Origin of the sequence: Rhodanobacter sp. Root179, from assembly GCF_001428465.1 — a bacterium.
Classification (GTDB): domain Bacteria; phylum Pseudomonadota; class Gammaproteobacteria; order Xanthomonadales; family Rhodanobacteraceae; genus Rhodanobacter.
Map to the genome: position 1 here is coordinate 12,847 of NZ_LMHR01000052.1, position 23,545 is coordinate 36,391.

General features: G+C 65.7%; 16 protein-coding genes. 9 read left to right on the top strand and 7 right to left on the bottom strand.

The features are described 5' to 3' along the window. From agaR to ASD82_RS03800, 3 genes are read right to left on the bottom strand one after another with little or no spacing between them, the layout of a single operon-like run. Complete coding sequence (agaR, locus tag ASD82_RS03790; RefSeq protein ID WP_056715648.1) at positions 1-798, bottom strand: transcriptional repressor AgaR; 798 nt, start codon at positions 796-798, stop codon at positions 1-3. After that, positions 795-2,033, bottom strand: coding sequence for an amidohydrolase family protein (locus ASD82_RS03795; protein WP_056715650.1), 1,239 nt, complete (start codon positions 2,031-2,033; stop codon positions 795-797). Before ASD82_RS03795 ends, agaR begins: the two co-directional genes overlap by 4 nt. Positions 2,034-2,058: 25 nt before the next feature. Then, positions 2,059-2,964, bottom strand: coding sequence for a fructose-bisphosphate aldolase (locus tag ASD82_RS03800; RefSeq protein ID WP_235580628.1), 906 nt, complete (start codon positions 2,962-2,964; stop codon positions 2,059-2,061). Here ASD82_RS03800 and ASD82_RS03805 point away from each other — a divergent pair. The 6 genes from ASD82_RS03805 to ASD82_RS03830 all read left to right on the top strand — a co-directional run bounded on the left by ASD82_RS03805 (position 2,959) and on the right by ASD82_RS03830 (position 12,904). After that, on the top strand, positions 2,959-4,260 hold the full coding sequence (locus ASD82_RS03805; RefSeq protein ID WP_235580629.1) for a tagatose-6-phosphate ketose isomerase: 1,302 nt from the start codon (positions 2,959-2,961) through the stop codon (positions 4,258-4,260). The genes ASD82_RS03800 and ASD82_RS03805 overlap by 6 nt on opposite strands. Further along, a complete protein-coding gene (locus tag ASD82_RS03810) occupies positions 4,257-5,180 on the top strand; it encodes a carbohydrate kinase family protein (protein WP_056715660.1) in 924 nt (307 codons plus the stop codon). Before ASD82_RS03805 ends, ASD82_RS03810 begins: the two co-directional genes overlap by 4 nt. Further along, positions 5,177-6,106, top strand: a complete 930-nt coding sequence (locus tag ASD82_RS03815) for a 1-phosphofructokinase family hexose kinase (protein ID WP_056715663.1) — start codon at positions 5,177-5,179, stop codon at positions 6,104-6,106. The genes ASD82_RS03810 and ASD82_RS03815 overlap by 4 nt, the downstream gene beginning before the upstream one ends. Positions 6,107-6,412: 306 nt before the next feature. Then, positions 6,413-9,352 (top strand): TonB-dependent receptor, encoded by a 2,940-nt coding sequence (locus ASD82_RS03820; protein WP_056715666.1) that lies wholly within the window; start codon positions 6,413-6,415, stop codon positions 9,350-9,352. A gap of 113 nt (positions 9,353-9,465) precedes the next feature. After that, entirely contained in the window at positions 9,466-10,713 is a 1,248-nt protein-coding gene (locus ASD82_RS03825; protein WP_056715668.1) for an RICIN domain-containing protein, read from the top strand. A 124-nt stretch (positions 10,714-10,837) separates the two neighbouring features. After that, positions 10,838-12,904, top strand: coding sequence for an enterotoxin (locus ASD82_RS03830; protein ID WP_200950210.1), 2,067 nt, complete (start codon positions 10,838-10,840; stop codon positions 12,902-12,904). 346 nt (positions 12,905-13,250) lie between these two features. Here the strand turns inward: ASD82_RS03830 and ASD82_RS03835 are convergent, their stop codons facing one another. From ASD82_RS03835 to ASD82_RS03850, 4 genes are all read right to left on the bottom strand, one after another. Continuing rightward, complete coding sequence (locus tag ASD82_RS03835) at positions 13,251-14,408, bottom strand: isovaleryl-CoA dehydrogenase (RefSeq protein WP_056715690.1); 1,158 nt, start codon at positions 14,406-14,408, stop codon at positions 13,251-13,253. An 88-nt stretch (positions 14,409-14,496) separates the two neighbouring features. Beyond that, positions 14,497-16,053, bottom strand: a complete 1,557-nt coding sequence (locus tag ASD82_RS03840; RefSeq protein ID WP_056715670.1) for a phospholipase D family protein — start codon at positions 16,051-16,053, stop codon at positions 14,497-14,499. Between the two features lie 126 nt (positions 16,054-16,179). Beyond that, the gene (locus ASD82_RS03845; RefSeq protein WP_056715671.1) at positions 16,180-17,283 is read right to left on the bottom strand and encodes a Glu/Leu/Phe/Val dehydrogenase dimerization domain-containing protein; all 1,104 of its coding nucleotides are present in this window, start codon (positions 17,281-17,283) and stop codon (positions 16,180-16,182) included. A 244-nt stretch (positions 17,284-17,527) separates the two neighbouring features. Continuing rightward, positions 17,528-18,325, bottom strand: a complete 798-nt coding sequence (locus ASD82_RS03850) for a M48 family metallopeptidase (protein ID WP_056715674.1) — start codon at positions 18,323-18,325, stop codon at positions 17,528-17,530. Between the two features lie 109 nt (positions 18,326-18,434). Here ASD82_RS03850 and ASD82_RS03855 point away from each other — a divergent pair, with 109 nt between their 5' ends. The 3 genes from ASD82_RS03855 to ASD82_RS03865 all read left to right on the top strand — a co-directional run. After that, the gene (locus ASD82_RS03855) at positions 18,435-19,037 is read left to right on the top strand and encodes a TetR/AcrR family transcriptional regulator (protein WP_056715677.1); all 603 of its coding nucleotides are present in this window, start codon (positions 18,435-18,437) and stop codon (positions 19,035-19,037) included. A gap of 10 nt (positions 19,038-19,047) precedes the next feature. Continuing rightward, on the top strand, positions 19,048-19,950 hold the full coding sequence (locus ASD82_RS03860) for an alpha/beta fold hydrolase (protein WP_056715679.1): 903 nt from the start codon (positions 19,048-19,050) through the stop codon (positions 19,948-19,950). A gap of 171 nt (positions 19,951-20,121) precedes the next feature. Continuing rightward, positions 20,122-23,545 (top strand): methylmalonyl-CoA mutase family protein (locus ASD82_RS03865; RefSeq protein WP_056715683.1); only part of this gene is annotated, 3,424 nt, incomplete at its 3' end.

Here is a 23,545-nt window from a genome sequence, read left to right on the forward strand (position 1 = left end):
TCAGACCAGCACGACCTGCACGCCGGCGGTGCGCAATGCCTCGACGGTTTCGGCCGGCGCGCTGGTGTCGGTGATCACGATGTCGAGGTTCTTCACCGGCGTGATCACCGACAGGCTGCGCTGGCCCAGCTTGCTGGCATCGAGCACGGCAATGGTCTGGCGCGAGACGCGGATCATCAGCGCGTTCAATGCCGCCTCGAGCGGATCGGGCGTGGTTACGCCCACTTCCGGATCGAGGCCGTCGACGCCGAGGAACAGGCGATCCGCGGAAAGCTTGGCCAGCGCTTGCTCGGCATCCGGGCCGACCAGTGAATACGAAGTCTGCCGAAGCATGCCACCCAGCATCATCACGCGAATCTGCGGCAGGCCGGACAGCTCCATCGCGATATTCAGCGCGTTGGTGATCACCGTGAGCGATTCGAACTTCAGCTGGCGGATCTGCCGGGCGATCTCCACCGTGGTCGAGCCGGAGTCGAGGATGATCGTCTCGCCGTCCCGGATCATTTTCGCCGCGGCCTGGCCGATGCGCAGCTTCTGCGCGTGCCAGCGGGTTTCCTTGATATTGAGTGGGGTGTCGTTCGTTGCTGGCGCAGCCGGCAAGGCGCCGCCATGCGAGCGGGCGATTGCCGAGCTGCGCGCGAGCGCGTCCAGGTCTGCACGGATGGTGACGGTGGAGGTGCCGAAGCGGGTTGCCAGTTCTTCCACCGTGGCGCGCCCTTGTTGTTCGACCAGTTCGACGATCAGGCGGCGACGTTCTTCGACCAGCAGGCGGCGGGAGGCGACGGGGGTTTCACTCATGGGGCGATTTTCAGAAGTCGGGCGGCGTTGTCATGGTAAACCTTGCGCAGCACTTCGTCCGGCAGGGCGAGTCCGTAGATCGACCAGCGACCCTGCGGCGGCGTCGGTGCCGGCGCGTAATCGAAGTATTCGTCGTCGGTTTCCAGGAAACGGTAGTAGATCTCGTAGAGCTCGTCGCCGAACAGCTGCTGCGGCACGTCGTCGCCGTACGGTGATGGTACCGCGTCGGTGCCGAACATGATCCGGTCCTGGTAACGGTCGAAGAAGCGTTGCGCGATGCGTGGCTGGCGACCCAGCTCGCCGATGCGCGCGCTGATGTCGATCACCGTGTTGGGGAAGCGATCGAGGCAGGCGGCCACGGCGGCGAGGTTTTCCGCGTTGTTGCCCACGTGAAGCAGGGCGAACGTGGTCTTCGGATGGCGTGCGATCAGGCGGTCGCGCGCGGCGAGCAACTCCGCATTGCCGGGGAACTCCGGACCGTAGAACGACCAGTCCGGATGATTGGTCAGTTCCTCGTAGCGCTCGTTGTTCTCGTCGGTAGGCAGGAAGAATGCCTCCGGGTCGGAGACGTGCAGGAATACCGGCAGGTCGTGGGCGGCACAGGCTTCCCACATCGGATCGAAGCGGCGGTCGTCCACCGCCACCAGCGGGCCTTCATCGATCCGCTCGCGCAGATACAAGCCCAGCGTCTTCAGCAGTTTCAGTCCACGCGCGCCGACATGTTTGGCATGGTCGATCGCGTCGCCCTGCAGCTGCGCGTAGTTCGGTTCGGCAAAGTATTCGTATGACGGTTCGGTGAGGGTGAGGAAACGGCCGGGTGCGGCCTGGTCGAAGCTGCGAATGCTCTTTTCCAGGCCGGCGCCGACACCGCCGGTGAGGTTCACCAGGGTACGGATGCCCTTGCGATCCATCACCGGCAGCAGATCCTCGGGCCGGGCGAACAAGGTCACTTCTTCGCCCACCGAGATGCCGCTGCGCACGTTGCTCGACCAGCTCAGGTGCGCGTGCACGTCGATGACCGGGAAGCGCGGTTGCTCGATGCGCGTCTTCGGTACCTGCAGCATGCTGCGCGGCTGGAAGTCCTTCAGTCGCAATCCGCTCTTGCCAGCGTCAGGCCGGGTTTGCAGGGGATTCCTGCTGCCCTCGATGCGCACCGTACCGGCGCCGCCGGGCGGCGCGCAGCACAGGCAGCCAGCCTGCATCAGGAACTGCGATCGGGAGGAACTGTCGCTCATCGGGCTGCGTGCCTCATCTGCCTGTTCAGCGCGGATATTTCGCCATGATGTCGTGGACGGAGCGAACCAGCGCCACTGCCTGATCGAACGGGCGCAGCCACATGTTGCGACCGAACATCACGCCATTGGCGCCGGACTGCATGTAGAACTCGACCTTGCGCAGTACCGCAGTGTCATCGTCGTTCTTCTCGCCGCCGGAGAACAGCACCATCGTGCGACCGGCCGAGCGCACCACGCGTTCGCAGCGGGCAGCGGCGTCCTCCTGCAACTTGTCGTAAGGCGCCGGTACATTCGCCACGCTGTCGTTCGGCTCGTGCAGCTTGACGATGTCGGCGCCCATCTCCAGCGCCACGCGGGCGGCGTAATCCTGCGCGTAGAGCGTATTGGTGCCACCCCTGGCGTTGACCGCGCTGCCGCGGGGATACGCCCACATGACCAGCGGCATGCCATAGCGTTCGCAGTCCTGGCGTACCTTTTCGAACTGGCGAATTTCGTCGTGCTGGCGCGGCGAACCCACGTACATGGTGTAGCCGACCGCGTCGGCACCGAGGCGCACCGCGTCCTCGACCGAGGCGAACAGCGGCGAGGTGGCTTCGGCGTCGCTGGCGATATTGGTCTTGCCGTTGAGCTTGAGGATCAGCGGCACCCGGCCGCAGTACTCGGCCATGTACTTCTCGGCCAGGCCAATGCCCAGCGCGATGGCAGAAAAGCCACCGGCCGCGGCGAGCTCGAACTGATAGCCCGGGTCGACGGCCGGCGGGTGGGGAAAGAAATCGGTGGGACCATGCTCCAGTCCCTGGTCGAGCGGGAGCACCAGCAAGCTGCCGTTGCGCGGACCGTAGCCGTACAGCAACCGCCACAGACGGGTGCGCTTGCCATGGGACAGGGCGAGCCGGGAAAGTTGGCTGCCGGTGTTCGAAACCTCTTGCAAGCTTTGTTTCATTTCGAATACTCTCGGTTCGGGAGCTTAATACTTTCATATTCAATCGAATTTGGCAAAATGTCAAAATTAAGCAATAAAACGAAAGTTTCGATCGAGCTGGACGCCTTGCATGCAGCCCCGTTGGCGGCGCAGCAGGCGCACGGCTACGCCGATACCCTGCGCGAGATCCTGCAGCAGCCGGCGACCTGGTTGGATACGGCCGAGCTGCTGCGCCAGCCGCAACTGCGCGAGCTGATGCAGGCAGCGCTGGTGCCGCGCCCGAGCCATATCGTGCTGACCGGTTCGGGCAGCTCCATGTATATCGGCGAATGCCTGGCACCCAGCCTGCAGGTCGAGTTGGGTATCCCCGCCCAGGCGATTGCAGCCGGCAGCTTGCTCACGCACTGGCGCAGTGTGCTACCACCCGGCGCCGGCTTGCTGATTTCGCTGGCGCGTTCCGGCGACAGCCCGGAAAGCTGTGGCGTGGTGGATCGCCTGCTGGCGGATGCCCCCGACTATCGCCACATGGTCATCACCTGCAACGCCAACGGCAAGCTCGCCACCCGTTATCGCAATGACCCGCGGGTCACCGTGCTGGTGCTGGACGAGCGCACCAATGACCGTAGCCTGGTGATGACCAGCAGCTTCACCAACCTGTTGCTGGCCGGCTTCGGCCTGGTTCAGCGTGGAGGCAGCGACGCCCTCGCGGCGGTAACCCGGCTGGCGCGCGGCGTCCAGCGCATCTTCGACGAGCAGGCCGATGCGCTTGCGACCGTCGCCCGTGGCGAGTTCGGCAAGGTCGTCTATCTCGGCAGTGGCGGCGCGCTCGGCGCGGCCCACGAATGTGCGCTGAAGATGCTGGAGATGACCGGCGGCGCGGTCGTCACGGTGGCGGAAACTTATCTCGGCCTGCGCCACGGGCCGATGTCGAGCCTGGACGACAGGACTCTGGTGGTCGGCTTCCTGTCACCGGACCCGGCGGTGCGTGCCTACGAGCTCGACCTGCTGCGCGAACTGTCACGCAAGCAGTTGGGCATGACCCGTGTGCTGGTGGGTGAACACATTCCGGCAGATGTGCTGGGGCCGCACGACGTGGGGATCGAGCAGGCAGGCCTGGGCGCGACGGATGATGCATTGCCGCTGCTGGCGGATGTGGTGGTGGGGCAACTGCTCGCGTTCTTCCGTTGCCTCGAGCTGGGTGGCAAACCCGACACGCCGTCGCAGGGCGTACTCACGCGCGTGGTCGAGCACTTTCCGATGCACCGGGAGCGCAGCTCGGAAAGCGAGCATGAGGGGGACGCATGAAGCGCATCCTGGTCGTCGGCGAAATCAACGTCGATCTGGTCTTCAAGCACTGCCATGCCTTGCCTGCGCCAGGCCGCGAAGTGCTGGCCGACGACTTCTGCATGACGCCAGGCAGCTCCTCGATGATCTGTGCGATGGGGCTGGCCCGGCTGGGCAATCCCGTGGCATTCCGCGGCAAGCTCGGTGACGACAGCTGGGGAGCCTATTGTCTCGATGCGTTGCGTAACGCCGGCATCGACATTGCCGCCGTGCAGCCGCAGGCGAGCTTGCGCACCGGCGTCACCGTCTCGCTGTCGACGCCGCAGGATCGCGCCCTGGTGACGTTCCCCGGCGCGATCGCCACGCTGCGCGCGGACGAAGTGGACGATGCGTTGCTGGCCAGCGCCGATCACCTGCATGTCTCCTCGTACTACCTGCAGCGTGCGCTGCGGCCCGATTGCCGCGCACTGTTCGCGCGTGCGCATGCCGCGGGTCTGAGCACTTCGCTCGATCCCGGTTTCGATCCGCAGCAGGCGTGGGCGTCCGACCTGCTTGGCACGCTGGAGGAAGTCGACCTGTTTCTGCCCAACGAGCTGGAGTTGGCGGCCATCACTGGCCGCGAGCGGCTGCTCGATGGCCTGCATGCGCTGCACAACGGGCGCACGCAAACCGTGGTGAAGCGCGGACAGCTCGGCTGCGCCAGCCTGGATCAGGGACAACTGCTCGAAGTACCGGCGTTTGCGGTCCATCCGGTCGACAGCACCGGCGCCGGCGATTCGTTCGACGCCGGTTTCCTGCATGCGTGGCTGCGTGGCCAGACCCTGCAGGACTGCATGCGCTGGGGCAGTGCCTGCGGCAGCCTCTCCACGCGCCGAACCGGCGGTACGGTCGGCCAGGCCAGCGTATCGGAAGTGGACACCCTGCTGGCGGACCTGTCGTGATCACGGTCATCGGTTTCAACACCGCGATCGATCGGCTCATCCGGCTGGATGCGCTGCGTCCCGGCGAAGTCAGCCGCGCACTCGACGAACAGGCGTATCCCGGCGGCAAGGGGTTGCACGTGGCACAGACCATTGCCGCGCTGGGTGAGCGCGTGCAACTGGTCGGCCTGGTCGACCCGGCCCATCGCAACATGATCGGTCGGCTGCTGTGTGAACGCGGCGTTGTGTTCCACGGCATCGAGGTTGCCGAGAGCCTGCGCACCTGCATCGCGTTGCAGGACGCGGACGGCCAGGTCACCGAGATTCTCGGGCAGGGGCCGCTGCTGGACGGCGCGCAGCAGGAAGCCTTGCTGCGCGCGTTTCGTCGTGGCGTCGATGACAGCGAGCTGATCGTGCTGTCCGGCAGCCTGCCGCGAGGGTTTCCGTCGACCACCTACGCTGAACTGGCAGCGCATGTGCGCGATGCCGGCAAGCGCTGCCTGATCGACGCCGGTGGCGAACTGCTGCAGCACGCGGCACAGACTCGACCATTTCTGGTCAAGCCCAATCGCGACGAGATCGCCGAGCTGCTCGGACGTCCGATCGGCGATCTCGCCGCGGCAGTCGACGCGGTTCGCGAACTGCATGCCGGCGGCATCGCGATGCCGGTGGTGACGATGGGTGCACTGGGCGCGGTGGCTGCCGATGCGAGTGGCGTCTGGCATGCCTCGATCGAACTGGAACAGGTACGCAACACGGTGGGTTCCGGCGACTGCCTGCTGGCCGGCATGACGGTGGGCATGGCGCGAAACATGAATTTGGAGGGGATCTTGCGTCTGGGCGTGGCCTGTGGCTCGGCCAATGCGCAAGGTCAGGAAACCGGTTTCGTCGAACGACGGGCGGTGGAGACGTTGCTCGCAAAGGTTCGAGTGCAGCGTCTGGCGTGATTGAAAAGCAGGAAGTCAAACCGGGCCAGTCATGGGTCCGGCAGGGAGGCTTTTGTCCGAAATTCTGGAGAACGTGCAAGCGAGTTCGTGGGCAGGAGGTGTTCCCACGGATAACCACAACCGCCTGTGGCAGAGGGGAGGGCATTTCTGCGCAGGGCGACAACGAACTACGTGAGGGGCATTTCAATGCATGCTGAAAAGAATGATGGTTTCACCGTCGCGGGCAGGAGCAGGAAGTTGTTGATCGCTGCTGCACACCGGGGCGCCGGGAACAGGGCTGACGGTTTGCGGCGAACGCTGCTCGCCATGGGTTTGCTGGTGTCACTGGGTGCGAATGTCGCGCAGGCGCAATCGATCACCGGCGGCCTGTATGGCAGGGAGCCTGGCGGCAGTCATGTCACGCTCGAAGTAGCCAATCCGGCTACCGGCTACCACCGCGAACTGCAGCCGGACAGCGATGGGCGTTACAACGTGGGCGGCCTCAATCCGGGCAAGTACACCGTCACCGTGTTGCAGGACGGCTCCACCATCGGCACCCGCACTGTCGTGGTGAGCGCCAACGTGCAGACGATGGTGCCGGCGCTTTCCGGCGTCGAGGCCGCCGCCACCGCGTCGGCGAGCGCCACCAATCTCGGCGCGATTCGGGTGTCCGGACGAGCCATCGATGCCGACGTGATGCCGATCGACGTGAGCACACCGGAGTTCTCCAACAACTACAGCATGAACGTGGTCAACCAGCTGCCGACCGGGCGCGGCCCCGAGAGCGTCGCGCTGCTGAGCTCGAAGGTGAAATACGACAACCAGACTACCGGCCTGATCCAGATGGGCGGCGCGAGCCCGGCCGAGAACCGCTACTACTACAACGAATTCGACAGCACCTACGACTACAACGGGCTCGGTGCCACCTACCTGCCGGCCGAGGCGATCACCTCGACCCAGGTATTGAGCGCCAACGCCGGTGTGAGCTGGACCAGCACCACCGGCGGCACGATCGCCTCCACCGTGCGCCAGGGCACCAACCGGTTCCAGGCGGGTTATTCGCTGTACTTCACGCCGGCGACTTCGTGGTTCAACCCGCATGCGCGCGATTCGCGCACAGCGCAGGGCGACTACTACCGCTTCAATTCCTCCAACAGCCACAGCGCCAATGTGGCCAACCAGTACCTGTTCGCGTCCGGTGCGCTGGTCAAGGACAAGCTGTTCTTCTTCGCCATGCTGGGCAACTCGCCGGCCAATACCAGTCAGAGCAATACGCAGAACCGGCACATCGACACGGCCAACCGTGACAAGAACGGGCTGCTCAACCTCACCTGGAACATCAACGCCGACCAGTCGTTCAACGTGGTCGGCAACCGTGACTGGAAGAATACCTTCAACAACCGGTACAGCCTGACGCGCGACTACGACCCGTCCTCGCAAGGCGCGTACGCAGGCTGGACCTCGACCCAGGTCAAGAACCAGTTCCTGATCGGCAACTACCACTGGCAGATCAACGACAGCATGAGCCTGCGCCTGATGGGCGGATACCTGAGCCAGTCCTCGCTCAGCCCGACTTCCACCTCGGGCACCAACCTGCCTTACGTGATCGAAGTCGATCCGGTGACCCAGGTGCACAAGAACATCGGTCTCACCACCACCAGCAGCAAGCTGTATCCGTTCGCCTACTGGCGCCGCGGCTTCAAGGGCGACTTCACCTGGAACCTGGGCGACCACAAGATCACCATCGGCGGCGAGCATTACAAGCACTTCATCAACAACGTCAGCACCACCACCGACGGCGGCGACTGGACCTATTACACCCAGCCCGGCAGCGTGCTGCCGAACGGCTCGCCGGCACCGGCCGATGGCCGCTACGTGGCGCAGTACTTCATCAGCACCGGCGGCCCGTTCTACACGGTCAACAAGGCGTTCTACATCGACGATTACTGGCAGGCGTCCGACCGCTGGATCGTCTATGCCGGCCTGCGCGACGACACCTTCATCAACAAGAACGTCAACGGCCAGAACTTCTGGCACCTGCCGCTGCTGTCGCCACGGCTTGGCGTGTCGTGGGATGTTTACGGTGACAGCACGATGAAGGTCGGTGCGAACGCCGGCAAGTACACCATCCCGATCCCGTCCAGCGTCAACAACGGTGCGGCTGGCGCCGTCACCCAGTGGTACCGCTACTACACCTACGCCGGCAGGGATCCGAACACACAGGCGCCGACCGGGCTGACCCAGATCGGTCCGCAGGAGACGCTGATCAACGGCCAGGCGCCCAGCGCCGCGAACGTCGCCACGTCCAACATCAAGGCACCGTACCAGTACGAGTTCCAGGTGTACGTGCAGAAGACGCTGGGCAACAGCTGGTCGTCGATGGCCGAGCTGGGTTACTCCTCGCTCAAGCGCGCCATCGAGGACACCTGCTACACCCAGGGCATCACCGACTACGCGCAGACCCATGGCTACCCGGACTACGAGGATTCCAGCGGCTGCCCGATGATCAACCCGGGCATCGCCCAGGTGTTCATGCGCGACTACGACGGCGACGGCAAGCTGGAATCGCTGACCGTGCCGGGCAGCGTGTTCGGCCCGGCGCCCACGCGCAAGTACGTCCACCTCACGCTGGAACTGACGCACGCGCAGAACAGCGACGAGCCGTACTTCCTCGACCTCAGCTACACTTGGGCGCACCTGTACGGCAACTACGACGGCCTGCTCAATCTGGGTACGCGCACCAACGGCGGACCGTCCGAGCAGATCCTGTGGGACTTCCCCGGCCTGATGGAGCACAGCTCCGGCAACCTGGCCGGCGACGTGCGGCACAGCCTCAAGCTCAACGGCATCTACTACTTCCCAAGCGGCCTGCGTATCGGCAGCACGTTCGACCTGTCCACCGGCACGCCGCAGAACTGCCTTGGCACTTATCCGGACATCGACAACCCCGCCGAGCAATACGGTGCTGCCAGCCACTTCTGCAACAACGTACCGGCACCGCTGGGAGCGGCCGGGCGTACGCCGCTGTTCTGGCAATGGAACCTGGGCGTGGGCTACGACTGGGCCATCAGCGACTCCCATCACCTGAGCCTCGATCTGCAGATGCAGAACGTCACCAATCGCCAGGGTGGCATCGATGCGGAGCAGCGCTACGACACCGGCAGTTTCCAGAACGATGGTTCGCCGATCCTCAACCCGAGCTACGGCGCGGCAACCTGGCAGGCACCCCGGACGACGATGCTGATCGCCCGTTACACCTTTCGATGAGGACACAGGGCGTCGCGCCGACACGGTGCGACGCCCCTGCTGATTGTCCGCGAACCACGTTCCCGCGCCGCGCGGCCGATGGCATCACCTTCGCCTATCCACCGAGGTATCCCATGAAAAAATATCTGTTGCATCTCGCCTATGGGCTTGCAGGTATCGGAGTCTTCCTGGCCGGCCCGGCGCACGCCGTGATTGCGGGCGGCATGGCGGCGAATCACTACTACTACCCCGCCTCGGCTGTCGCGAATGCCGACGGCCTGTACGGTTACAACGGATTGGCCGCCTCCATGCGGGTGACTCATGAGCCTGGCAACAACGGCAACACGTTTTACGCCAGCCAGTTTTTCTGGACGGTCAACGTCAACCAGGGCGGCTATGCCGGGATCCAGCAAAACTCGAAAAAGACCAAGACCGTTCTCTTTTCGATCTTCGGCCAGACCTACGATTCCAGTGTCGACAAACCCGGCTCCGCCCCCGGTGCGGTATGCCGGGCATTCGGTGGCGAGGGCACCGGCACTCAATGCCTGTTCACCACCAAAGGCAGCAAGGAGCCGGCGTGGAGGGAAGGGACCAGGTACACCTTGCACGTTGAGTACGCGGGAAAGACGACGATTCCCGCGGGCGAGGCCGACGCCGGCGAAAACTATCTCTGGCAGGCCTCCATCACCGATGCCGACACGGGCACGACCACGGTGATAGGAACCATCCATTCGCCGGCGGGCAACGGCCTGTTGCAGGCCGTCGTGCCGCAGTTCGTCGAAAACTTCACCCAGGGATCGCAGCAGTATTCCTCCTGCTCCCAGGTGCCGCCCACGACGGCGGTGTTCTACGCTCCGCTCATGTACGACCCCGCGGGCAATGCCGTGCAGACCAACAACGCCTCGACAGAAACCTATGGCGATTGCGCGTCCATCGCCAGTTCGATGATGAACCCGGACAGGACGGTCATCGCCACCATCAACCAGCCGCCCGGGGCGCCTTTCATCGCCCAAAACCGCGTCCAGCACTACTGCGCGGATACGTTGGGCGGCAACCACCTGGGCCTCAATGTCTGTGCGGGCAGCGACAGCTCGTCCTGGGCGGTGGGCAACCAGCTGCTGGCGAACGATGTCGGCAACCGGCTGAATCTGATCGATCGCAACGTATGCCTGCAGGCAAACGGCAGCAGTGCCGTACTTGCCGCAAGCTGCACCGCCGACAGCAGTCAGGAGTGGCTGTACATGCCGGGCTCGGAGGCCTGGTTCAACGTGGGCTCCGGTCAATGCCTGAACGCAGCCGGCGATGCCGGCCAGAACAGCACGGTGAATCTGGCGGATTGCGATTCGTCCGACTATCAGCAGTGGATACCCAGGCAGCCGTGAGCGTGTCTGCAGGGCGCCTGTCGCTCGATGCCGCCATCGCCCATCGTCATGCGAAGCCGCACAGGCACCGGGCATCGAGCGCAACCGGCGGGTGGATATCAATGAATCAACACGAGAGGCAACCATGGCAGCAACGCATCCGCATTCCTTTCGCCTGTCGCGCATGAGCGTGCTGGCTTCCTGCCTGTTGGCCGCGCTGACGGGTTTCAGCACGGCACACGCCGGGGACGGCACCGTCCGGGACAAGGCCGTACTCGATCCCGGCGCAGCGACCTTCGCCGATCGGCACGGCGTGGAGCGCTTCGGCAACGCCGCGATCGAGGCGGCGTGGAAGCTGGATGGCAAGCGGCTCGTCGACATGACGATGACCGACCGGGCGCACGACCGCACGTTCGCCGTGCCCGCGCCGTTCGCGCTGTTGCTGGCCGACGGCAGCACGATCAAGGCTTCCGACATGAAGCTGCTGTCGCCGCCGCGCGCCCGCCCGCTGCCCGTGGACGCGAAGGCTTCGCGCCTCGCCATGCGCCAGCCTGGCCAGGCTGTGGAGGCCAGCTTCGGCGACGCGAATGGCCGCTTCCGGGTGGACTGGAAACTGGTGCAGCGTGACGGCTCACCCTACCTGCGCGAGGTGGTCAGCATCGCCGCGCTGAAGCAGGACGAGAAGATCGCCAAGGTGTCGCTGCTGGAAACGCAGTTGATGGACGCCGAAGTAGTGGGCAGCGTGAACGGCTCGCCGGTGGTGGCCGGCAACGTCTACCTCGGTTTCGAGAACCCGCAATCGGACAGCGCGGTGCGGCACAACGACGTGAAGCTTACGCTGACGCGCACGCTGCCACTGGAAAAAGGCAAGACCGTCGACTATTCGGCGGTGGTCGGCGTGGTGCGCGACGGCCAGCTGCGGCGCGACTTCGCCAGCTACGTCGAGCGCGAGCGGGCGCATCCGTACCGGCTGTTCCTGCACTACAACTCGTGGTACGACATCGGCTACTTCACGCCGTATACCGAAGCGCAGGCGCTGGACCGCATCAACACGGTGGGCACCGAGCTGCACGTGAAGCGCGGCGTGAAACTGGATTCGTTCCTGTTCGACGACGGCTGGGACGACCGCAGCGGCAGCTGGCACTTCAGCAAGGACTTTCCGCACGGTTTCGTGCCGCTGCGCGAAGCCGCCTCGAAGTACGGCGCCGCGCCGGGCGTGTGGCTGTCGCCGTGGGGCGGCTACGGTCCACCGGCGAAGGAACGTGCCGAGCGTGGCGCCAGGGCCGGCTACGAGATCATCGACGGCGGCCTGGCGCTGTCCGGCCCGAAGTACTACCAGCGCTTCCATGACGCGGTGATGGACCTGGTCAAAAAGGACGGCATCAACCAGTTCAAGTTCGACGGTACCGGCAATGCCGACAAGGTGTTCCCGGGCAGCCGCTTCGACAGCGACTTCGCGGCGGCGATCCAGTTGATCGACGACATCCGCGCGGCCAAGCCGGACACCTTCATCAACCTCACCACCGGGACCTGGGCGTCGCCGTTCTGGCTGCGCTACGCCGACACCATCTGGCGCGACGGCGAGGATGACAGCGAAACCGGCGTCGGCAGCACGCGCGAGCAGTGGATCACCTATCGCGATGCGCAGACCTACCGCAACATCGTGCTGAAGGGCCCGCTGTTCCCAATCAACTCGCTGATGCTCCACGGCATCATCTACGCGAAGGAAAACCGCAAGCTCAACACCGATCCGGGCCACGACTTCGCCAACGAGGTGCACTCGTACTTCGCCACCGGCACCGAGCTGCAGGAGCTGTACATCACGCCGTCGCTGCTGAGCGGCCACGACTGGGACGTGCTGGCCGAAGCGGCGAACTGGTCGCGCGCGAACGCCGACGTGCTGCGCGACACGCACTGGATCGGCGGCGATCCCGATCGGCTCGACGCATACGGTTGGGCAGCGTGGTCGCCGCGCAAGTCGATCATCACCCTGCGCAATCCGGGTGACCACGCGCAGCTGGCGGTGGTCGACCTGCAACGTCAGCTGGAACTTCCTGCTGACGCGGCGCGCCGTTTCCATGCGCACAGTCCGTGGAAAAGCGATGCGACCAAGTCCGGAATGACACTTGATGCGGACAAGCCGGGCACGATCACGCTGGCGCCGTTCGAGGTGTTGACGCTGGAGCTGACGCCGGTGGCGGCAGGACCCTGATACTCCGGGGTGGTGCGAATGATCGGGCGGAAACGCCAGTCATTCGCACCAGATCTCGTCACGCCTTGCCGTGGAACAGCTCGCGGCCGATCAGCATGCGGCGGAAATCGGTATGGCGTGCCAGCGCCGATGGCTCTTGATCGGCGTCCTTGAGTCACGCCTTGCCGTGGAAAAGCTCGCGGCCGATCAGCATGCGGCGGAAGTCGATATGGCGTGCCGGCGCCGATGGCTCTTGATCGGCGTCCTCGAGTCACGCCTTGCCGTGGAACAGTTCGCGGCCGATCAGCATGCGGCGGAAGTCGATATGGCGTGCCGGCGCCGATGGTTCTTGATCGGCGTCCTCGAGTCACGCCTTGCCGTGGAAAAGCTCGCGGCCGATCAGCATGCGGCGGATCTCGTTGGTGCCGGCGCCGATCTCGTAGAGCTTGGCGTCGCGCAGCAGGCGGCCGGCGGGGAACTCGTTGATGTAGCCGTTGCCGCCCAGGGTCTGGATCGCTTCCAGCGCCACCTGCACCGCATTGACCGAGGCGTTGAGCAGGCAGGCGGCCGGGTCGATGCGCGACTTCACGCCCGCGTCGAACTGCTGCGCCACCATGTAGGCGAAGCCGCGCGAGCTCTGCAGCGCGGTGTACATGTCGGCGATCTTCGCCTGCATCACGCCGAAGGTGCCGATCGGCGCGTTGAACTGTTTGCGCTCGCGCACGTAGGGCAAGGCCAGGTCGAGCGCCGCCTGCATCAGGCCGATCGGGCCGCCGGACAGCACCAGCCGTTCGGTGTCCAGGCCGTTCATCAGCACGCGCACGCCTTCGTTGACCTCGCCCACGATGTTCTCGGCGGGGATCTCGCAGTTGTCGAACACCAGCTCGCAGGTGTTGGAGCCGCGCATGCCCAGCTTGTCCAGCTTCTGCGCCGTGGAAAAACCCTTCATGCCCTTCTCGACGATGAAGGCGGTCATGCAGCGGCTGCCGGCGGTGCGCGGCGCGGTACGCATGTAGACCAGCAGCACGTCGGCGTCCGGGCCGTTGGTGATCCACATCTTGTTGCCGTTGGCGACCCACACGTCGCCGCGCAGCTCGGCCTTGCAGCTCATCGAGCCGACCACGTCGGAACCGGCGCCGGGCTCGCTCATCGCCAGCGCGCCCACGTACTCGCCGCTGCACAGCTTCGGCAGGTACTTCTGCTTCTGCGCTTCGTTGCCGTTGTGGAAGATGTTGTTGACGCACAGGTTGGAGTGCGCGCCATACGAAAGCCCGACCGAACCGGATGCGCGGGAGATTTCCTCCATCGCCACCATGTGCGCCAGGAAGCCCATGCCGCTGCCGCCGTACTCCTCGGCAACCGTCACGCCGAGCAGGCCCATCTCGCCGAACTTGCGCCACAGGTCGGCCGGGAACAGGTTGTCGCGGTCGATCCTGTCGGCGCGCGGGGCGATCTCCTTTTCCGCAAACGCATGCACGGATTCGCGCAGCAGGTCGATGTCTTCTCCAAGCGGAAACGGGCGCATCACGAACTCCATGGGTGTGCAGAACGGCGATTTTAACCCACGCGACCCGCCAACGCCGGCAAAGGTGCGACCGGTGTTGCAGGACGAGTTACAGCTGCGATTCGATCGGCAGCCAGCTCATCACGCGGGTGGTGGCGCGCAACCACCAGCCGGCGTCGGGCTCGTGGTCCAGCACGCGTGGCGGCTGGCTGCTGGCGTCCAGCCATTGCAGCGAGCCGTCCGGGCGCCGCTGCACCTGGTAGCTCAGGGCGGGTGAGGCCAGGCGCAAATACTCCTGGCGCAGGTCGCGGGCCAGCCCGGCATCGGCGAACAGCACGCCCATTTCGGTGTTGAGGTTGGCCGAGCGCGGGTCGATGTTGAACGAGCCCACGAAACCGCGTTCGCCATCGATCACGAAGGCCTTGGTGTGCAGGCTGGCGCCGCTGCTGCCGAACAGGCCCTGGGCCGGCTTCGGGCCATTGCGGCGGATCTCGAACAGGTGCACGCCACCCTCCAGAAGCTTGCGGCGGTAGCGCTCGTAGCCGCTGTGCACGGCCGGCACGTCGTTTGCGGCCAGCGAATTGGTGATCACGCCGACCTGTGCGCCTGCGTGCGCCAGCCCGACCAGGGTGGCCGTGCCGTTCCTGCCGGGCACGAAGTAGGGCGAGATCAGCATCACCTCGCTGTGCGCGCCCGCGAGATGCGCGGTGAGGCGCGGCTGCAACCAGCTGCCGCGATCGGCGGAGCGGAACTTCAGCGGCGGATCGGAGGCGACCACGATGTTGGCGCTCCAATGCATGGACAACTCGTGGTTGGCCAGCCGTTGTGCGGACGGCGATGCGGCAACCCGTTGCAGATACACCTGCGCGTCGGGCCCGGCGGATTCCTGGCCGAGCCGCGACACGATCTGCTGCAGGTGTTCCGGCGTCTGCGGGTTCAGCGCCTCGATCGGCACGACGGCGCTGGAGTTCCAGAACGCGTCGAAGATCGTGCTGGCGTCCGCCACCGCCGGGCCGAGCAGCAGCATGTCCAGGTCGCGGAAATTCACCCGGCTGGCGGCGTCGAAATACTCGTCGCCGATGTTGCGCCCGCCGACCACGGCGAGCCGGCCGTCGACGATCCACGCCTTGTTGTGCATGCGATGGTTGACGCTGAAGAAGCGCTGCACCATCTCCAGCAGGCGCCACACGCCGCTGCGGTTGCGGAACGGGTTGTACAGGCGCACTTCGATATTCGGGTGCGCATCCAGTGCCAGCAGTGCCGGGTCGAGACCCTGGGTGTTGATGTCGTCGATCAGCAGGCGCACGCGCACGCCACGCTCGGCCGCGGCGTACACCTCGCGCGCCAGCAGGTGACCGACCAGGTCGTCGTGCCACATGTAGTACTGCAGGTCGAGGCTGCGCCCGGCGATGCGCGCGGAAGCGGCACGCACGGCAAACGCGTCCAGGCCGTCGTGCAGCAGGGTCGCCGCGGTCTGCCCCGGGTGGGCGGCGAGATAGGGTGCCAGTTCGCGATCGATCGGGGTCTGTGCCGCCTGCAGCGGCAGGGTCGTGCTGGCGGCGCCGCTGGCGCGCGGGGTCAGGTGGTCGGCCAGCAACAGGCCGCTGGCGACCAGCAGCACCAGGGCCAGCACGGCCCAACCCATCCAGATCATGATCCTGCGCATCCGTGGCACCTCCGGCTTCCGATTATTCGTGGGCTGTCGCAGATGCGCAAAGGCCTGCCGCGATCGACGGCAGGCCTTTGCGGAAACAGGGCATGCCGGCAGACCGGCAGGCCCCTGGTAGCGCGCTTACTGACCGCGCATGCGACCCTGGAAACGGGTGCCGCCATTGCCCATGTGCGCCAGCTTGATCTTGCCGATCGCGTTGATGCGCTCTTCGGCCAGGCGGTCGGCGGCCTTGTAGGTCGGGATGTTCTGGGTCTTGGAGATTTCGAAGATGCGGCCCAGGTTGTAGTAGATCGTGCGCATCATGCGCATCGCGCGCTCGCGGTTGTAGCCGTCGATTTCCAGCGACACGTTCATCACGCCGCCGGCGTTCACCGCGTAGTCCGGCGCATACAGCACGCCGCGACGCTGCAGCTCGTCGCCGATCTCGTCGGTGGCCAGCTGGTTGTTGGCCGGGCCGCAGATGATCTTTGCCTTGATGCGGTCGATGGTCTGCTCGTTGACGGTGCCGCCAAGGGCGCACGGCGAATAGACGTCCGCATCCACGTCGTAGATCTCGTCCAGGCCCACCGCTTCGCAGCCCAGTTCGTCCACGCAGCGCTGCACCGCTTCCTTGTTGATGTCGGTGACGAACACCTTGGCGCCCTGTTCGCGCAGCAGCTTGATGTACTCGCCGCCGACGTGGCCGCAGCCCTGCACGGCGTAGCTGTACTTGCCCACGTCCTCGTTGCCGTGCTTCGCCTGCAGCGTGGCCATCAGGCCCTGCAGGGTGCCGTAGGCGGTGAACGGCGACGGGTCGCCCGAACCGCCGTGCACCTGGTGCACGCCGGTGACGTATTCGGTTTCGCGGAACACGTATTCCATGTCGTTGACGTCGATGCCGACGTCCTCGGCGGTGATGTAGCGGCCGTTCAACGAGTTGACGAAGCGGCCGAACGCGCGGAACAGCGCCTCGGACTTGTCCTTGCTCGGATCACCGATGATCACCGCCTTGCCGCCGCCCAGGTTCAGGCCGGCCACCGCGTTCTTGAACGTCATGCCGCGCGACAGGCGCAGCACGTCGTTCACCGCCTCCTGCTCGGTCTTGTACGGCCACATGCGCAGGCCGCCGAGCGCGGGGCCCAGCACCGTGTTGTGGATCGCGATGATGGCCTTCAGGCCGGCGTCCTTGTTGTGGCAGAACACGACTTCTTCGTGACCGGTGTTGGCGATGGTTTCAAAGATCATTGGAACGGTGACTCCATGATTTACGGTGCCGGTGGGCATCTACAGAGGGTGGCGGAGAGCATGCGGGACTTCGCCGGGGGTTTGAAAACGCCTGAAACTGATCGCCCCGACCGGAGCCGGGGCGATGAATCAAAGCGTCAAGTTTAGTACGTCACCCCCGCAGGTGGTGCCGCGGCGCAGCAAGGCGCCTGCGTATGGAGGCTTCGGGCGCGGCGAGGCCGGTTCCGGAAGCGGGCTGCGGCCCCTACATCCGGCAGTTCGGCGCATGCCCGCTGCTGCGCGCCTGCTGGTACGCCGGCAGCAACTGCTCGGCCTGCCGGTTCAGCGCCTGGGCGCGGTTTCCCGAGGACGGATGGGTGGACAGGAACGCCGGCGGCTTGCTGCCGCCCTGGGCACCCATCTTTTCCCACAGCGTCACCGCCGCCCGCGGGTCGAAACCGGCCTGCGCCATGTAGCGCTGGCCCAGCGTGTCCGCCTCGCTTTCCTGGGTGCGCGAGAACGGCAGCAGGATGCCGACCTGGGCGCCGAGGCCCAGCGCGGCGGCCGCATAGCCGGCATTGGTGCCGCGGGTGCCGGCGTAGATCGTGCCGGCCGCCACCGCGGCCTGGGTCGCCATGTTGTCCGACACGCGTTCCGCGCCGTGCCGCGCCACTACGTGCGACAACTCATGGCCCAGCACCACGGCCAGCTGGTCCTGGTTGCTGGCCAGCTTGAACATGCCCTTGTTCACGCCGATGCGGCCGCCGGGCAGGGCGAACGCGTTGGCGCTGTCGTCGTCGACGATCTGCACCTCCCACTGCTGGGTGTTCCATGGCGGCGGCAATACCGCGATCAGCGCGCTGGACACGCAGGTGGCGTAGGCGCGCTCGCGCGGCGCGTCGACGAACTTGCCCTGCTTGCGCATGTCGTTGAACGCGGTCAGCCCCATCTGGCTCATCTGGCTGTCCGACACCATCATCAATTGCGAACGCCCGGTGGGCGAGGTGACGCAGCCGGCCAACAACGTGGCGGCCAGCGTGGCGAGCAGATGGCGGTGTTTCATGCGTGATCCCCTGAGGACGGTCGTGATTCGAGCATAACCGCAGGAAATCACGGTCGGGATCAACACGGCGTTGATGAAATGTACGAACGATCGTGCTATTTTCTGGCGCATGACGACCGCAACCCTCCCCGGCAAACGCGCCAGCACCCGCGAAACCATCCTCGACCACGCCTACGCGCTGGCCCGTCGTGACGGGCTGGAAGGCCTGTCGATCGGCAACCTGGCCGCCGACGTGGGCATGTCCAAGAGCGGCGTGTTCGCCCACTTCGGCTCGCGCGAAGAGCTGCAACTGGCCGTGCTCGACACCGGCCGCAACCGCTTCGTGAGCCAGGTGCTGATGCCCGCCCTGAAACAGCCGCGCGGCCTGCCGCGGCTGCGCGCGATCGTGGCGAACTGGTTCGCATGGAGCCGCGAACACCAGAGCGGTTGCGTGCTGCTGTCCGCCGCCAGCGAATACGACGGCCGCGACGGCGCGCTGCACGACGGCGTGGTGCGGCAACAGTCCGGCTGGCGCGACGAGTTGCAAAAGGCGATCGCGCAGGCGGTCGAGCTGGGCGAGCTGCGCAGCGATACCGACGTCGCCCAGCTCGCCTTCGAGATCTACGCCCTGATGCTCGGCCTGCACCACGACGCCGGGCTGTTCGGATTCGACGAAGCCGGCCAGCGCACCCGCGCGGCCTTCGAGCGCCTGTGGCGCAGCTGGCAAACCTGAGGCGAAACCCATGCCCACCGTCATCGACCGACTCAAGCTCACCACCGTGCGCACCGGCTTCGCGCTGGGCGGACGGATCGCACCCAAGCGCACCGTGAACCGCGCCGCGCGCCTGTTCGCCACCCCGTTCGCCAGCAGCCGTGTTCGCGCCGAAGCGGTGCAGGGCGATGCGCAGATGCAGCGCGGCGAGTTGCGGGTCCGCGGCGAAACCATCGCCACCTACGTCTGGGGCGATCCCGCGACCCAGCCGTACGCACTGCTGGCGCACGGCTGGTCCAGCTTCGGCCTGCGCTTCCTGCCGTGGGTGGCGGGCTTGCGCGCGCTGGGCTTCGCCGTGGTCACGTTCGACCAGCCCGGCCACGGCCACAGCAGCGGCAAGCTGTGCACGCTGCCCGAATTCACCGCCACCATCCACGCGATCGGCGAACACTACGGCCACGCCGCGCTGGCCGTCGGCCACTCGCTGGGCGGTGCCGCCGTCACCTTCGCCCAGGACGAGGACTGGCATGCCGATCGGCTGATCCTGGTGGCGCCCGCGGCCGACATGAAGGCCGCGGCCGGCCGCTTCTTCCGCTTCGTGCGCCTGGGCGAACACCTGCGCCAGCCGTTCTACGACTGGCTGCTGCGCCGCACCGGCGTCAGCGTGGAGCAACTGCAGGTGCATCGCCGCCTGCCTGCGCTGGGCCAGCCCGCACTGATCGTGCACGACCTCGACGATGCCGACGTGCCGTGGGGCGAGGGCGAACGCTACGCCCAGTTCTGGCCCGGCGCGCGACTGTTCACCACCCAGGGCCTGGGCCATCGCCGCGTGCTCGATGCGCCGGAAGTGATCGACGCCGCGCTGGCTTTCGTGCGCGGCGAAGTCGTCGGCACGCGGGTGATTGGCAGTCCCAATCTGGCGCTCTGCCTCTAGGCCACTCCTCCGCCTCCAGGCCACGCTCTGTTGCCGTCATTCCCCGCGCACGCGTCGATGGCAAGGGTCGGTACAGCCGCATGTCCGTACGCCAAGGTACGCCGGCAATCCCGCGAGCCCGCCGTCGATCCACTAGAATCGACAGGTTCAAGCATCGATGCCGGAGTTGCCATGAGTTCCCCCGCCAAGCACGTCCCCGCCAGCGCCCCGCAGACGGAAACCACCCCGCTGCGCTTCGTCACCGCCGCCAGCCTGTTCGATGGCCACGATGCCGCCATCAACATCATGCGACGGATCATCCAGTCGCAGGGTGCCGAAGTGATCCACCTGGGCCACAACCGCTCGGTCGAGGACGTGGTGCGCGCCGCGCTGCAGGAAGACGCCGACGCGATCGCGCTGTCGTCCTACCAGGGCGGCCACGTCGAGTACTTCAAGTACATGGTCGACATGCTGCGCGAGCGCGGCGCCGGCCACGTGCGCGTGTTCGGCGGTGGCGGCGGCACCATCACGCCGGAGGAAATCCGCGAGCTGCAGGCTTACGGCGTCGAGCGCATCTACCACCCGAACGACGGCATGAAGCTGGGCCTGGTCGAGATGATCGAGGACGTGATGAACCGCACCCGTGCCGCGGTCGACCAGCGCGTCGAAACCGCCGCCAGCAAGGTCGACGTCGACGACGAAATCTCCATCGGCCACATGCTTTCCACCATCGAGGAAGGCCGCCTCGGCGACGCCGAGCTGGAACGCCTGCGCAAGGAATGGAAGCTGGCCGGCAAGCAGACCCCGGTACTCGGCCTCACCGGCACCGGCGGCGCCGGCAAGTCGTCCGTGGTGGACGAACTGCTGCTGCGCTTCCTGCACGCCTTCCCCGAGATGCGCATCGCCGTGCTCGCGGTCGACCCCACCCGTCGCCGTTCCGGTGGCGCGCTGCTGGGCGACCGCATCCGCATGAACTCGCTGCGCAGCCATCGCGTCTACATGCGCTCGATGGCCACCCGCCGCCAGCACGCCGCCACCAGCGTGGTGCTGCACGACTGCATCGACTTCCTGAAGAGCCAGCCGTACGACCTGGTGATCGTCGAGACCGCCGGCATCGGCCAGAGCGATTCGGAAATCGTCGACCTGGTCGACTTCCCGGTCTACGTGATGACCAGCGACTACGGCGCCGCCAGCCAGCTGGAGAAGATCGACATGATCGACTTCGCCGACCTGGTGGTACTCAACAAGTTCGACAAGCGCGGCGCCGAAGACGCGCTGCGCGACGTGCGCAAGCAGTGGAAGCGCAACCACACCGCGTTCGGCGTGAAAGACGACGACGTGCCGGTCTACCCGACCATCGCCAGCCAGTTCAACGATCCGGGCGTGACCTGGATGTTCACCAACCTGTGCCGCCTGATGCGCGAGAAGCTGCACCTGGGCGCGGCCACTTCCAAGGCAGGGCAGCCCGCTCTGGAACCCTCCTCTTCCAGGGGAGGGCAGGGTGGGGTAGCCCCAGCCGAAGCCGGATGCAGCTGGGCCCCGCAACTCGACACCACCCTCAAGGAACCCCGCGCCACCGTACTCATCCCCGGCGCCCGCGTGCGCTACCTCGCCGAAATCGCCGAGCAGGGCCGCGCCATCAACAAGGGCATCGAGACCCAGGCCGAATTCGCCAGCAAGGCGCAGCACTACTACGAGTCGCTGAAGGAACTGGGCGACGACAAACTGCCGCGCCCGCTCGACCTGTACGGCAGTGCCGACCTGCACGCCGAAGGCGACCGCTCGCTGGTCACCCTGCGCCAGCGTTACAACGCCGCGCTGAAGGAACTCAGCCACGAAGCGATTCATCAGCTGCGCGAATGGCCGGCGCTGTACCAATCGGTCACCGCCGACGTCAACGAATACAAGGTGCGCGACAAGGTCATCCGCGTCGACAACTATCGCGAATCCCTGAGCCACCAGAAGATCCCGAAGGTCGCCCCGCCGAAGTCGAAGGACTGGGGCGAACTGGTCACCTTCCTCGGCAAGGAAAACCTGCCCGGCCACTACCCGTACACCGGCGGCGTGTATCCATACCGCCGCAGCGGCGAAGACCCCACCCGCATGTTCGCCGGCGAAGGCACGCCCGAACGCACCAACCGCCGCTTCCATTACCTGAGCCAGGGCGGCGCCGCCACGCGCCTGTCCACCGCGTTCGACTCGGTCACCCTGTACGGCGAAGACCCCGCGCCGCGCCCGGACATCTACGGCAAGATCGGCAACTCCGGCGTCAACATCGCCACGCTCGACGACATGAAGAAGCTGTACTCCGGCTTCGACCTCAGCGCACCCAGCACCTCGGTGTCGATGACCATCAACGGCCCCGCGCCGATGATCCTGGCGATGTTCATGAACACCGCCATCGACCAGAACGTGGAGAAATACCTCAAGGCCGACGACGCGCGCTGGGCGGAAGCGGAAAAGAAGATCGCCAAGCTCTACGAAGGCCGCCAGCGCCCGCAATACCTGGGGGAGCTGCCCAAGGGCAACGACGGCCTCGGCCTCGGCCTGCTCGGCGTGTCCGGCGACGAACTGGTCGATGCCGAAACCTACGCGCGCATCAAGATCGAAACCCTGACCCAGGTGCGCGGCACCGTGCAGGCCGACATCCTGAAGGAAGACCAGGCGCAGAACACCTGCATCTTCTCCACCGAATTCGCGCTGCGCATGATGGGCGACATCCAGCAGTACTTCGTCGACCACAAGGTGCGCAACTTCTACTCGGTGAGCATCAGCGGTTATCACATCGCCGAAGCCGGCGCCAACCCGATCAGCCAGCTCGCCTTCACCTTGAGCAACGGCTTCACCATCGTCGAGTACTACCTAGCCCGCGGCATGAAGGTGGACGACTTCGCGCCCAACCTCAGCTTCTTCTTCTCCAACGGCATGGACCCGGAATACACCGTCATCGGTCGCGTCGCCCGCCGCATATGGGCCCGCGCCATGCGCGAACGCTACGGCGCCAGCCCGCGCAGCCAGATGATGAAGTACCACATCCAGACCTCAGGCCGCTCCCTGCACGCGCAGGAAATCCAGTTCAACGACATCCGCACCACGCTGCAGGCGATGTACGCGTTGTTCGACAACTGCAACAGCCTGCACACCAACGCCTACGACGAAGCCATCACCACGCCCACCGAAGAAAGCGTGCGCCGAGCGGTGGCGATCCAGATGATCATCAACAAGGAACTCGGCCTCAACTTCAACGAGAACCCGTGGCAGGGCAGCTATGTCGTCGACACCCTGACCGACCTGGTCGAGGAAGCGGTGTACAAGGAGTTCGAGGCGATCAGCGAGCGCGGCGGCGTGCTCGGCGCGATGGACACCATGTACCAGCGCGGCAAGATCCAGGAAGAGTCGATGTATTACGAGCACAAGAAGCATGATGGCTCGCTGCCGTTGATCGGGGTGAATACCTTCCTGCCGAAGGATCATGGTGGGGAGATCGCCACCGAGATCGAGTTGATCCGGTCGACGGAGGAAGAGAAGGGGGCGCAGATTGCGCATGTGAAGATGTATGGTGAGGCGCGGAACGCGCTGGTGCCGGGGAGCTTGCGGACGCTGCAGGACACGGCGC